Source organism: Aeropyrum camini SY1 = JCM 12091 (assembly GCF_000591035.1).
Taxonomy (GTDB): domain Archaea; phylum Thermoproteota; class Thermoprotei_A; order Sulfolobales; family Acidilobaceae; genus Aeropyrum; species Aeropyrum camini.
In genome coordinates this window covers 487,558-499,322 of sequence record NC_022521.1, presented here as the reverse complement: position 1 = coordinate 499,322, position 11,765 = coordinate 487,558, and the positions used below count along the sequence as shown (strand labels likewise).

Genomic DNA, 11,765 nt, shown 5'->3' with positions numbered 1-11,765 from the left:
GCAACCTTGGTTTTCAGATGCGTAGAACATCCTTTATCCTGCTCTTATACTTTTCTATGGGAGGCGTCTCCTCGGGGCTGAAGCCCCTCAAGGCGGCGAGCCTGACGCTGGCTAGGCCGAAGACGAGTGTTTTTGAAAGGTACTCTACAACAGTACCGCCAGCTCCTCCCCCGGTGCCTGCTCGTATACTCGCGGTTTCCACACCGTACTCCCTGTAAATGCTATCGACGACGTCGAGGACCTCAGAACACCGGCTGCCCCCCTGGTCGACCCTTATGAGCACAGCGGCGTAGAGTCCTTCAGAAGCCTCTAGGGCCACTATGTCGTTGTGCGACGACTCGGGATAGATCTCCAGCCTGGAGGGCATCTTAGCGTTCTCGGCAAGCTCGTTCTTAAGCCTGACTCCCAGTGGGGTGCCGGGGCCGCATGTAACGATAGTTGCTATCCTGTGGCCAGATAGGGAGCGGGCCAGCCCCTCGGCCTCCGTCTCAAGGCTCTTTATGTCTATGCTGCCAGCCAGCCTTCCCAGAGACTGTAGATCCACGCCCAGAGACTTGGAGAGCATAGCGATAACAGCCGCCAGCATCCAAGGAAATGAGACGCGTGGGAGTATCCCCGGGGGTAGGCGGGCTACCAGCCAGCCCATGTCCCTAGCCATGTCTAGCAGGCGCCCTCCCGAGGTTATCGCCGCAACCATGCCCGCGTCTCGGTGGAGGAGGGATCCGCACTCCAGAGTCTCCACGGTGTTTCCAGAGTAGCTGGCTAGGACTAGGCCGTATCCCCTGTGGCGTGGGGGTCGGGGGGGTTTGAAGTCCTTGACAACCCTAAACTCCGGCCCCTTGGGGTTATGGAGGCTCAGCAGCGCCTCTACATAGTCTCCCGCAGCGCCGCTCCCGCCCATGCCGCAGTAGTATATCTCCTCGAGCCCCTCAAGAGCCCCCTCAAGGCCGCCGTACCTGGCCAGCGCCTCCGAAAACCATCTGGGCCAAGAGAGGTAGAGGTCCTCCAACCCTAATCCACCCCAGACTCTCACCAGCTATGCGGGGAGGAACACCTGGTTCTCGAGCGTCGCATACCTCCTCTCCCTCGCTATAGCCTCCCTGTATACCTTTGGTATGTTAAGCATGTGCAGCATGGATCCGTAGTCCAGGAACCTGAGCTCAGCCCCTTGTAGCTGCGATGAGAGTCTCGCCTCGAAGAACCCCCTGTCCCCAAGGGCTCCGGGATCCTTCTCGTCGCTCGCCACTACGAAGCCCCACATGCTGTCGAAGCTCGGTATGTAGACGCCGTAGCTCTCAACATGCTTGAAAACCCTGGCAACCGTGTTCCTTATTATCGCGTGGTACTCTGTGAGGTGTGAGATGCTGACGGCCTGGGTGACGAACACGCCCCCAGGCCCCATGACCTCCTTCACCATCCTATAATACTCCTCCGAGTACAGCCTCGTAGCCGGCCCCGCCTCCAGGGGGTCGACCAGGTCTGCTATCACGACGTCGAACCCCGTCTCCGCCCTGCGAGCCACATAGTTCCAGGCGTCGTCAATCACAACCTCCGCACGAGGATCGTCGAAAGCCCCCCTGTGCCACTCGCCCAGATACTCCCTGGCAACGTTTACAACCGTCTCGTCTATATCAACCATTACTGCCTTCTCCACGCTCCTGTGCTTGAGGACCTCGCGCAGGGTAGCCCCCTCCCCACCCCCCAGTATCAGAACCTTCCTGGGGCCGCCGTGCAGGATCATCGCGGGGTGGACAAGGGCCTCATGGTATATGTACTCGTCGGACTCGCTAGACTGGGTCTTGCCGTCGAGGACAAGCACCTTACCCTCCCCGCTAACCCTTATAACAGCTATCTCCTGGAACCTGCTCCTACCCTGGAATAAAACCTCCTCAACATGCTTCAGCGTAGCCCTATCCGGGGTGAGCCACTCCAGGAACCAGCTCCACTTCAAAAACACACTCTTCTCCCCACCGCCAGCCAACCAGAGCCACCCCCCCTTCCCACATGGGGGGTGGGGGGAAATAGCTTAACCGCCTTCCTCGACCTCCCTACAGCTTCTATTACCTCCTCGGCCCGGCTATACTTTGGTGTCGTGGAGCGTTGGGGGTGGCGTGTTGCAGGGGGTGGCTGGGAGCATTAGGGTGGCGGCCCTGGATATAGATGGGACTCTCACAGAGAGGAGGGGGGCCGCCAGGCTGGATGTGTGTAGCATTGCCGTGGCGAGGCTTCTCAACGCGCTGCGGGTTACCACGATACTGATGACGGGTAACAGCCTCCCGGTGGCCGTCGGCCTCGGCGTCTACCTAGGACTTGAGGGGCCTGTCGTGGCGGAGAACGGCTGCGTGGCACTGGTTGGCGGGGAGAGGGTTCACATATGCTCCGGCAGGCCCCCGGAGAGTCTGGTTAGGAGAGTTATGGAGCTCGGGTTCAGGCCTAGCTGGCAGAACGAGTATAGGTATCATGAGTACAGCCTCATACCCGTGAGAAGGGAGCCCAGCGTTGTCGAGAAGGCTTCGGACATTGTCGAGAGAGAGGGGTACAGGGCGATATGGTCAGGCTACGCCCTCCACATACAACCCCCCGGGGGTGGTAAGGCGCGCGGGGTTGGCGAGGTCCTGGAGAGGATAGGAGCAGGCTGGAGCGAGGTCCTCGCGGTGGGCGACGGGGAGAACGACGTCGAGGTCCTGGCCAGGGCCGGCTACTCGGGGGCCCCGGGTGATGCGTCGGAGCAGGCTAAGCGGGTCGCCAAGCTGGTGGCCAGGAGCCCCGGAGCCCGGGGGACGCTGGAGATAATACAGAGGGTGCTAGGAGGCGGGCCAGCCCCCGCCTGCTAACCACTCGATAAGGCCGGAGAACGTCTCCTCTATGCTTCCGTCGAGGGGCACGCCGTGCCTAGACTTGAAGATGTAGCCGCTGCTCACACCCTCCCACGAGGCTGCTAGGGCCGTCGAGGGCGGGGCGAGCCTGCCAGCCATGGAGAAGAGCGGCTTCAACGGGAGCCCTCTACAAGCGCCCCCCCGCAGGGCGGTGCATAACAGCTCGGCCCCCCTATAGTAGGGGGCGTGGTGGGAGACTGCGTGAACCCACTTCCCGTCGAAACCCCCTGAGACAGCCCTCCTATACACCCCCCCCAGGACCCGGGAGGAGACGTAGTTGACTGTGTAGTCGAGGCGTGGATAGAGCCCGAGCCGGGCCAGGGTGAAGAGTATACTCCACTCCCTATGGTAGGCGTGGGAGCCCACTACAAGGCCGGGCCTCACTATGGAGAACCTCCCTCCCAGCCTCCCCGAGCTCGACACCAGCAGCTTCTCCCCCTCAGCCTTGGTCCTCGCGTGGTGAGACCTCCACCGCCGCCTCCCAGATAGGTGTTCCTCCTCCTCGTACACTATAGACCCGGGGGGGAGGTCCTCAAGCCTGCCGTACGCCAGCACACTGCTAGTATACACCACCCGCGAGCCGAGGCGCTCGGCAGCCTCTATCACGGACTCTAGCAGGCCGACGTGAGACTCCCACTGCACCCTATACCTCCCCGATATCTTGCCAGCAAGATGAATATACACATCCCCGCCGAGGCGCTCCAGCCCGTCTGCGGTAATCGGCGGGTCCAGCCTGACGAGCCTAGCTCCTAGGGACTCCAGCCTAGACGCTATAACCCGCCTAAAACCCCTGGCTAAACCCCTGTACACCACAACAAGCTCCCCCACCTCCAGCAGGGCGGGGGCTATGTTGACGCCGACGTAGCCTAGCCCTCCAACAGCAACAATCCTAACCAACAGCACCACAACCCCGAGCCAGGCCTTAAGGGGCGATTTACCCCCTCAAGCCTACCCAGTAATACCGGCGGGATGAAGACTAGCTAACCGTGGCTCACCGCTGGGATGGCCTTGGGCTCTCGCCGGACCGCCATGCTATATCAGCCTTGTCGCGAGGCCCAGGAGTTTCAGCGCGCCCGGGCTTCTGGCGAGCTCCCTGAGGAGGACGTGCTTCCTGAACATGCCGAGGGCTATCTCGGCGTGCGCCCGGGGGGTAAGCGACTTGAGCAGCCTCCTCCTCTCTTCGACCTTCATCTCAGCGACCAGGTCTAGTATCCTCTTCTGCATTGAGACAGCCCTTGCTATAGGCGTGGCTCTCAGTCTCTCCAGCGGCCTGCCGCCCTCTATAAGGGACGCCGCCGCCTCGTAGCCGGATATTAGTGAGGGCCTTATACCTTCTCCCGTGAGTGGGAGGACAAAGCCGGCGGCCTCCCCCGCCTTGACCATGCCATCCACCAGTCCCAGGTCAAGCCCCCCAATAGCTATCCTAGCCCCCTCCAGCTTAACCCTCTTAAGACCCCGCAGGTCGCTCCGCGAGGAGATGAACCGCTCCAGCCTGCTCCTCAGCTCGCCGGCTGTTGCGAAACCCCCTATGCCGACCTCTATGAACCCCTCCTCCTTGGGGAAAACATATGCATAGCCGAGGAGGCTGGTGTCGAAGTGTATCTCCAGCATGTCCCCCACGGGATCGCTCCTGGAGCCGGTCTCCATTATCCACTGGACAGCCGTTATCTTCAGCCCGCCATAGTAGGGGTGTCCCCCGGCGAAGACGCCCTTCTCCACCCTAGCCTCGCCACCCCCGGGCAGCTTAACCCTAGAGGAGCCAGGCTTGTACTTGGCCCTGTAATATATCTCGGCGTCGGACTCTACTGCTATGGCCTCGAGCATAACTGTCTTGTCCACTATATAGCCCTCCAGGAACTCCCTCATCTCGAACAGGAACTCACCGTCCACATACATCCTAGCCCCTCTTATACGCCTGAGAATAGAGTCCCTGGGAATTCTGACCGGCAGGCCGTCGTCAACTACTGGAAGCCCCCTGCCACACGGCTTAAGACCAGGCTTCTCCATGGCCTCGTACACTACAGGCTTCACTCCCAGCTTCGAGGCCGCGGCAGCTGCACCGGCCCCAGCGGGCCCGAGGCCCACTATGCTAATGCTCCTCACGGCCACCAGCCCCCGCCTTCTTGAGAAGCCTGTATACACCCACGTAGTCCTCCCCGCCAAAACCCATCTGGGATAGGGTGGCGTAGACGTTTGACACTGCGTGCGAGACAAGCCTCGGATAACCCCTGTCCGCCAGGGCCTGGAATGCGTATCTAGCGTCCTTCTCGGCGAGGGAGACTGTGAATGTGGGCTTCGGCTTGGACACAGCCCTCTCGAAGTACTTGCCCGCGAGGCCCGAGAAGACCGTTCTCTCGAGTATACTGGAGAACAGGGCCTTGTCCACACCGTAGGCGTCTAGTATCAGCAGGCTCTCCCCCAGGCCCACCAGGGTTGTTAGGAGTAGGTTGTTGAAGGCCAGCTTCAAAGCCGCAGCCGTGCCGTAGCTATCGCCCACCTTCACCAGCTCCCCCAGCTCCGAGAGAAGGGGGAGTACGGGGGCTAGAGCGCTCCTGGGGGCTGCCGCGAGCACTATAGCCTCGCCGCGCTCCAGAGCACCCGGCCCGCCTATTACTGGGGCCTCAACATACTGTATACCCAGCCCCTCTAGATACCTTGCCGCCGCTATGCTTGCCCTCGGCGTTGTGGTAGCGCTATTCACGAAGACTAGGCCGTCGCTCCTCCTAAGCTGGGACACCACGCTGAGGAGGGCGTCGTCGTCTGAGACGAAGGCCAGCGCCGCCTCCACGCCGGCTATGGCCTCAGCAAGGCTCCCAGCAGCCTCCACTCCAGCCTCCCGCGCTAGCCTCTCAGCCTTCTCCCGGGTCCTATTCCAGACTACCACCCTGTACCCTCTCGAGGCCAGCCTTCTAGCCGCCCCCGACCCCATCCTGCCAGCTCCTACAACAGCAACCCTCTCCACCACACGCCTCCACCCCCTGTTAAACCGGTGATTCGGCCCTTTCTAAACGGGTGGTGGGCGTCACATCTCCTCCCTAGCCCACATTCTAAGGCGCTCCCTCCTCTTTATCTCCCTCATAATCCTCTCTAGATGCCTGTAGACCGTGCTGTGCATCCTCCCCTCCGCCAGCATCTCTATAGCCTGCTTCGCCGCCATAGCCCTCTCGTAGTCGCCTATTATGGCGACCTCGTGTTCGCCCACGTTTATGTAGGTGTCCGTCATCTCCTCAATAGCCCTCCTGGCCCTGCCGCCCTCTCCTATGATCCTGCCCTTTATCCTCCTCAGGTGGTTCTGGCTATCCCCCACTATCTGCTTCAGGTCTACTACTACAAGTATCTGATCTTCCTCCAACAGCCTGAAAGCTTTCTCAGGCGGGAAGCCCAGGGATATAGCCTTAACCACCTCGGCGGCCTTCATCATGTTAACCGGTGGGACGCCCTCGGCCTCCGGCTCAACTATAACCATCGAGTTCTCGGTATCCACTGTTATCACAGTACCAGTCCTCCTCATTATCTCGGCCTTAACCTCGCCCTGCGGCCCTATCACAGCACCAAGCCTCTCAGGCCTCACCTTCACATATATCCTTGGCTTCGCCCCCTCCCCGCTCAACCCCTCACACCCCGGTGGATACAGCTTCGCAGCCTAGAGAGATAAGCGTCAAAGTCGAACTCAAACCCGATCTTAACGGTAAGAAACCTGTAGAGGTTCTCCACGTCCCTCTCGAGAAACTCCTCCGCCCTAGGGTGGCTGTGGGGGACGGCCTGGGAGACGTCTATGATCCAAGGCTCCCCCCTCCAGAGCAGAATATTGTACTCGCTGAGGTCCGCGTGCACCAGCCCAGCCCTACACACTATAGCCTCCGCCTGGCGGAGGACCTCGGCAGCTATAGCCTCCGCCTCTCCCCCCTCCAGCTCCTCCGCAACCTCCGCCAGAGTTGGGGCCCTGTAGCCCCTCTCCCCCAGGAACTCCATGACTATTATGTTAGCCTCGACAGCAATGGGTCTGGGCACCCTCACACCCGACTCGCGCATCCTCCTAAGGTTTCTATACTCTTTCCTAGCCCACTCGTAGATCAGCCTCCTGATGTTGCCGGCGGGTATGTCCTCGAACCTGGGGTCCCCTACTATGTACTTCTTTATGCTCTTTCTGAAGTCGGACGTGAAGGATAGGTATATCTTAACGGCTACATCGCTCTTATCCCACCCAACACCCCAGTAGACCTTTGACTCCTTCCCACTGCTTATAGAGCCCTTGAGCTCCCTGAGAACCCTGCGGGAGTAGAGCTTGTAGAGGTGAGAAAGGGTTATGGAGTCGAATACCTCGTCTACAATCTTGAACATATCCCGGTCCTTAACCCTCTCTTCCTCCTCCCTCTCCCTCCGCAGCCATCTAGCCCTCCGCCTCACTCCGCTCCAGCCACCTCTTCCACCAGCTCTTCGGGCAGGAGGTTCATCTCGACGAGCTTCCTAACCTCGTCCCTAAGGTACCTGTATACAACCTCCCCCTTCTTGTCCGCAGTACCCCAGGGGAGGAAGAGGACCACGTCGCCCTCCCTCATCCACACCCTCCTACGCATCTTCCCAGGTATCCTGGCCATATACACCTCGCCATCTGTGCAGAGGACCTCCAGGAACCCCGCGCCCACTACCCGCTGCACTATGCACAGCATAGTACCCTCGTCCTCGCTGGGGAGCGGCATCTCGCCCCTCCTCTCATGCCTACCTCTACCCCTAGCCATGCCGCTTTACCTCCACTCTAACCGGTCTCCCTCAAGACATATATCCGGCCGCCGTGTATAAAGACCTCGTAAACCCTGCCGGGCTCCATGCTATCTACGAAGGACATGACGGAGCCCTTAGGAGCGTCCACAACCTCCTGCATCCCCTTGTCGGCGTCTAGGAAAACAATGGAATCGCCGTCGCTGCTGAGGAGCATCATCCTCCTCAGGCTGGAGCCGGGCTCGTAACGCTTCACACCAGCGAGAACGCCAGACCTGCTGGTGTCTACCACCCTCTCCCTACCGCTATCCAGATCTATAGTCACCAGCCCCCTACCGCTCCTGCCCAGGTATAGGTGGGGCCTCCCATCAACAGATATAATCTCCCCTGGCCTGTACTCGGGTATCCTGACGGATATTGTCAGCCTACCCTTCCTTTTTCCAGACGGCTGCCTACCCACAAGCTTGTAGGACTCCTTGACCTCGGCCGAGAACTCCGACCTGAGCTTCCCCGCCAGCATCCTGGCTGCTGTCTGGTCTGTGAGGTAGATGTCGAGACCCTCCCTCGACTCGTCAACCTTCACTATGAAGCCCGCTATAGACCTGTTCCTCCTTATAACTCTTGCCACACCCGCCTTCACATCTCCACCCAGAGAACCGGCCGTGCTCCTCACCCTAACCTCAGCCTCGAAACCCCTCCCGGTAGACCTGGCTGTGCAGCGGGGGCAGAGGGCCTGGGAGGCCTCTACAGAGACAGTTCTCCTCTCAACCAGATCCCGGCCGCCAGCCCTCCCGGCTATCGTAACCAGGACCGTATAGAGCCCCGGCCCCTCGAAGCCCTGCATTAACTCTATAGACTCTACCCAAGCCTCCTCCACAGCCTCCGTGGGCTTCATCCTCATCGTAAGCACCATGTGCAAGTACTCCCTGAGAGTGTCCTCGGCGCTCTCCAACCCCTCGTTCCACCCCCCCTGGTACCTGTAGGCTCCGCAGTCCCTGCAGTAGACGAACCTGATAGTCTCCGGCAGCCTAGCCACTCCGTACCGCTCCACATAGCAGTCTGGGCAGAGCCTCCTAACACCCTTGCCCTCTAGAGGCCTTCCGCAAGAGGGGCAAACACCCGGCATACCAGAGCCACCGCCGCATACGCGCCGCATACGCAACAGGTAAACGCCTATCCACGGCCAGTCCCGAATAGTCACAACCCGTGCATTATATTGTTGAATATCTTGTTTACCGGGCAAATCGTCTCCATAGACTCCCCCGGCCGCCTCACACGGCTCAGCTGCTCATCGTGGGGTACAGCTGTCCAGGCGAAGATTCCGCTAGGTACACCCCCAAGTATCGGATTATCGAAAAACTCCACACCAGTCTTCAACTGCTCCACGCTAACCATCTCTACCCGGAGAATTGAAAAGGACGCCCAAGGGTATAAGGGTTAATCCAGGATGCCAGCCAGTAGTGTGGGAGAAGCATATAGGGCTGGACGTAGGGACATTATGATTTTTGGAGGACTCCTCGGCGGGCCTATGAAGCCAGTCGTGCCCAGGAGGAGGTCGGTGACTGCCTCTGGGGTAGCGAGGCCCGCCGCCGCGCAGAGCATTTATCCTGCCTGTGCACCCCCTCCTCCACCGTAGCCAGTCTATTAATAGCCCCAGCTGAATTCCCGGGGGGCGGGGTCTCGTGTCCTCTGGCGAAAGTATAAAAATATATAATTCATATATATAGCTCTCCAGGGCTCGAGAGCGGGTTTCCAGATTTTACAAATAAATATTGTTGAAATAATTATTAATATGTGAGTGGCAATAGAAGTGTTACATTCCTTTATGGTGGTTTGCGGTGTCGGAGCAGATAGTTACCGTGATAAGGGTCAGGCTTGTAGGCAGGAGGTGGAGGCTCTCTTTCCTGAAGGCTCTCTCAGAGAAGCTTATGGAGGTCCTCGGCGGGGATACCGAGGTGCGTATAAACAGTTTCATAGCCCAGCCCTCAAGGCTTCCTATAACCGATATAGACATATTCTCCGGCTCAGTCGAGAAGCTAACCGACGTCAGGAGGGCTGTCGAGGACGTGCTACAGGAGATGAAGTACCCCCTGGGCAGGCTGCTGACGGTGAAGCATGTCCAGGTTTCCATGGCGGCTGGTGAGGGGTAGGGCGCCCGCGCCGGGGACCGGGCCTGCTTAAACGGTTTTAAATAAAGCCTGCTCTTAAACCGGTGCACGAAATATTTATCCTAATTATTAAACTATTCTTTAACTCCGTTAACATACTATCTCATGTGGTTCGAGCAGGTGACTTGGCATGGTTAGTTTTAAGAGGTACGAGCTACCCCCGCTCCCCTATAACTACAACGCGCTGGAGCCCTACATCATCGAGGAGATAATGAGGCTGCACCACCAGAAGCACCATAACACCTATGTCAAAGGGGCTAACGCGGCTCTCGAGAAGATAGAGAAGCATCTCAGGGGTGAGGCCCAGATAGATGTCAGGGCGGTTATGAGGGACTTCAGCTTCAACTATGCAGGCCACATAATGCACACCATTTTCTGGCCAAACATGGCTCCCCCGGGCAAGGGTGGAGGGACGCCCGGCGGCAGGGTGGCGGATCTGATCGAGAAACAGTTCGGCGGCTTCGAGAAGTTTAAGTCTCTCTTCAGCGCGGCCGCCAAGACTGTTGAGGGCGTGGGCTGGGGTGTCCTCGCCTTCGACCCCCTAACCGAGGAGCTTAGGATACTGCAGGTGGAGAAGCATAACGTCCTCATGACCGCGGGCCTGGTGCCCATACTGGTCATCGACGTTTGGGAGCACGCATACTATCTGCAGTACAAGAACGACAGGGGCAGCTACGTTGATAACTGGTGGAACGTGGTAAACTGGGACGACGTGGAGAAGAGGCTGGAGCAGGCTCTAAACAACGCGAAGCCCCTATACCTGCTGCCCCAGTAGACCTCCACTAGCTCCGGCCTGCTAGCACTTTTTTAACAGTCCTACCAGCTATATAGTCCATAAGCACCTCCTTCGCCCCCTCACCTATGTCAATCACCTTTGCATCCCTGTACATCCTCTCCGCCTCACCCCACATGGCCAGCCCCCTGCCGCCAAGTATCTGAACCGCCGACCAGGCGGCTTCGAGGGCCAGCTCACCCCCCAGGATCTTCGCCATAGCCGCCCTCTCCGGGTCCACCCTGGCTCCATCCTGGAGGGCCGAGTGCACTAGGCTCTCGAGGGCGGCTCTACGCGCCACTATGGAGGCTATCCTCCACTGCACCCCCTGATACTCTATTAGGCGCCTGCCGAAGACGGTCTTTGACGAGGCTGCCTCGGCTATAATCTCTATGGCCCTATCCGCTATGCCGAGGGCGAGCGAGGCGTAGCCGAGCCTCCCGACGTTTATATACCCGAGCGCCACCCTAACCCCGTCCACCCCCGGCTCCGTCAGCCTCTCGCAGACGGCGCCGCCGAAGAAGACCTTACCCACCCCGGAGCCCCTGAAGCCCGAGAGGTCCAGCGGCTCCACCCTTATCTGGGGCTGCCTCTCGCACAGGAACAACCCTGGCTCCCCCCCAGCCGTGGCCAGCACGACAAAGTGGGTGGCGTAGAGGGCGTTGCTGGTAAAGTACTTCATACCCTCCAGCCTGTATGAACCGTTGCCCAGCTCATCCGCCCTCGTCGTTATGTTAGCCCTAACATCAGTACCGCCCCCCGCCTCGGTTATGCCCAATGCGTATATCCTGCCCTCCCCGCCAGCGGCAAGCCTACAGCTACCATGGACCAGCAGGACGTGGGCAAACCCACGGCTATACCTGGAGGCCCTCCTAACAGCCTGGAGAAGGCACTCCACACTCTCTATATCGAAGAGGCCCTCAGCAGCAGCCTTGTCCAGCAGGCTACTGGGAACCCGGTTCTCCCTGTCAATGTCTCCCGCCAGGCCTGCAAGCTCCTCATCCAAGAGCCTCGAAGCACCGGGCCCTAAACAGGATTCCGAGTACACTAAGGACCACCCGGGCCACACTGTACCAGGTTGAGTAGGCTGCCGCGGCGAGTATTTTTAGCCAGACCCGGGGAGAAATACTTACCTATGGTGCGGGGGTGCCCGAGCCTGGCCAAAGGGGGCGGGCTTAAGACCCGTTGGCGTAGGCCTGCGTGGGTTCAAATCCCACCCCCCGCACCATC

Annotated in this window: 15 protein-coding genes and 1 tRNA gene; 4 read left to right on the top strand and 12 right to left on the bottom strand. The window is 59.5% G+C overall.

Translation table 11 applies throughout. The annotated features are described in order from the left end of the window. Positions 1 to 13: 13 nt before the first annotated feature. Complete coding sequence (locus ACAM_RS02775; RefSeq protein ID WP_022541283.1) at positions 14 to 1,009, bottom strand: bifunctional phosphoglucose/phosphomannose isomerase; 996 nt, start codon at positions 1,007 to 1,009, stop codon at positions 14 to 16. A gap of 27 nt (positions 1,010 to 1,036) precedes the next feature. Further along, the gene (locus ACAM_RS02770; protein ID WP_022541282.1) at positions 1,037 to 1,981 is read right to left on the bottom strand and encodes a fused MFS/spermidine synthase; all 945 of its coding nucleotides are present in this window, start codon (positions 1,979 to 1,981) and stop codon (positions 1,037 to 1,039) included. A gap of 142 nt (positions 1,982 to 2,123) precedes the next feature. Between ACAM_RS02770 and ACAM_RS02765 the strand changes: the two genes are divergently transcribed. Next, positions 2,124 to 2,834: a phosphoglycolate phosphatase gene (locus ACAM_RS02765; protein WP_232502306.1), complete on the top strand. Its 711-nt coding sequence runs from the start codon at positions 2,124 to 2,126 to the stop codon at positions 2,832 to 2,834. On the opposite strand, the gene ACAM_RS02760 is transcribed toward ACAM_RS02765, so the two are convergent. The 9 genes from ACAM_RS02760 to ACAM_RS08335 all read right to left on the bottom strand — a co-directional run bounded on the left by ACAM_RS02760 (position 2,805) and on the right by ACAM_RS08335 (position 9,197). Continuing rightward, positions 2,805 to 3,773: an NAD-dependent epimerase/dehydratase family protein gene (locus ACAM_RS02760; RefSeq protein ID WP_022541280.1), complete on the bottom strand. Its 969-nt coding sequence runs from the start codon at positions 3,771 to 3,773 to the stop codon at positions 2,805 to 2,807. The genes ACAM_RS02765 and ACAM_RS02760 overlap by 30 nt on opposite strands. A 135-nt stretch (positions 3,774 to 3,908) precedes the next feature. Beyond that, on the bottom strand, positions 3,909 to 5,039 hold the full coding sequence (locus tag ACAM_RS02755; RefSeq protein WP_148706363.1) for a geranylgeranyl reductase family protein: 1,131 nt from the start codon (positions 5,037 to 5,039) through the stop codon (positions 3,909 to 3,911). Then, the gene (locus tag ACAM_RS02750) at positions 4,966 to 5,841 is read right to left on the bottom strand and encodes an NAD(P)-dependent oxidoreductase (protein ID WP_022541278.1); all 876 of its coding nucleotides are present in this window, start codon (positions 5,839 to 5,841) and stop codon (positions 4,966 to 4,968) included. Before ACAM_RS02750 ends, ACAM_RS02755 begins: the two co-directional genes overlap by 74 nt. A 57-nt stretch (positions 5,842 to 5,898) precedes the next feature. Next, positions 5,899 to 6,486, bottom strand: a complete 588-nt coding sequence (locus ACAM_RS02745; RefSeq protein ID WP_022541277.1) for a KH domain-containing protein — start codon at positions 6,484 to 6,486, stop codon at positions 5,899 to 5,901. After that, a complete protein-coding gene (locus ACAM_RS02740; protein ID WP_022541276.1) occupies positions 6,483 to 7,283 on the bottom strand; it encodes a serine protein kinase RIO in 801 nt (266 codons plus the stop codon). Before ACAM_RS02740 ends, ACAM_RS02745 begins: the two co-directional genes overlap by 4 nt. Beyond that, positions 7,280 to 7,615 (bottom strand): translation initiation factor aIF-1A, encoded by a 336-nt coding sequence (locus ACAM_RS02735; RefSeq protein WP_022541275.1) that lies wholly within the window; start codon positions 7,613 to 7,615, stop codon positions 7,280 to 7,282. The genes ACAM_RS02740 and ACAM_RS02735 overlap by 4 nt, the downstream gene beginning before the upstream one ends. 17 nt (positions 7,616 to 7,632) lie before the next feature. Then, positions 7,633 to 8,721, bottom strand: a complete 1,089-nt coding sequence (locus ACAM_RS02730; RefSeq protein WP_022541274.1) for a 60S ribosomal export protein NMD3 — start codon at positions 8,719 to 8,721, stop codon at positions 7,633 to 7,635. A gap of 71 nt (positions 8,722 to 8,792) precedes the next feature. After that, positions 8,793 to 8,990, bottom strand: a complete 198-nt coding sequence (locus tag ACAM_RS02725; RefSeq protein WP_148706361.1) for a hypothetical protein — start codon at positions 8,988 to 8,990, stop codon at positions 8,793 to 8,795. 42 nt (positions 8,991 to 9,032) lie between these two features. After that, the gene (locus ACAM_RS08335; RefSeq protein WP_158318585.1) at positions 9,033 to 9,197 is read right to left on the bottom strand and encodes a hypothetical protein; all 165 of its coding nucleotides are present in this window, start codon (positions 9,195 to 9,197) and stop codon (positions 9,033 to 9,035) included. Positions 9,198 to 9,433: 236 nt separating this feature from the next. On the opposite strand from ACAM_RS08335, the gene ACAM_RS02715 reads away from it, so the two are divergent. Together ACAM_RS02715 and ACAM_RS02710 are read left to right on the top strand one after the other, a co-directional pair. After that, entirely contained in the window at positions 9,434 to 9,745 is a 312-nt protein-coding gene (locus ACAM_RS02715) for a hypothetical protein (protein WP_022541272.1), read from the top strand. A 148-nt stretch (positions 9,746 to 9,893) separates the two neighbouring features. After that, positions 9,894 to 10,538: a superoxide dismutase gene (locus tag ACAM_RS02710; RefSeq protein WP_022541271.1), complete on the top strand. Its 645-nt coding sequence runs from the start codon at positions 9,894 to 9,896 to the stop codon at positions 10,536 to 10,538. Between the two features lie 7 nt (positions 10,539 to 10,545). Here ACAM_RS02710 and ACAM_RS02705 read toward each other — a convergent pair whose 3' ends face one another. After that, on the bottom strand, positions 10,546 to 11,583 hold the full coding sequence (locus ACAM_RS02705; protein WP_158318584.1) for an acyl-CoA dehydrogenase family protein: 1,038 nt from the start codon (positions 11,581 to 11,583) through the stop codon (positions 10,546 to 10,548). 92 nt (positions 11,584 to 11,675) lie between these two features. On the opposite strand from ACAM_RS02705, the gene ACAM_RS02700 reads away from it, so the two are divergent. Next, positions 11,676 to 11,763 (top strand) — tRNA-Leu (locus ACAM_RS02700). Positions 11,764 to 11,765: the final 2 nt, after the last annotated feature.

Bases quoted from the DNA above. Each gene is read 5' to 3' on its own strand.
- ACAM_RS02735 (WP_022541275.1), bottom strand. From the start codon at position 7,615: ATGGCTAGGGGTAGAGGTAGGCATGAGAGGAGGGGCGAGATGCCGCTC.
- ACAM_RS02730 (WP_022541274.1), bottom strand. From the start codon at position 8,721: ATGCCGGGTGTTTGCCCCTCTTGCGGAAGGCCTCTAGAGGGCAAGGGT.
- ACAM_RS02725 (WP_148706361.1), bottom strand. From the start codon at position 8,990: ATGGTTAGCGTGGAGCAGTTGAAGACTGGTGTGGAGTTTTTCGATAAT.
- ACAM_RS08335 (WP_158318585.1), bottom strand. From the start codon at position 9,197: ATGCTCTGCGCGGCGGCGGGCCTCGCTACCCCAGAGGCAGTCACCGAC.
- ACAM_RS02710 (WP_022541271.1), top strand. From the start codon at position 9,894: ATGGTTAGTTTTAAGAGGTACGAGCTACCCCCGCTCCCCTATAACTAC.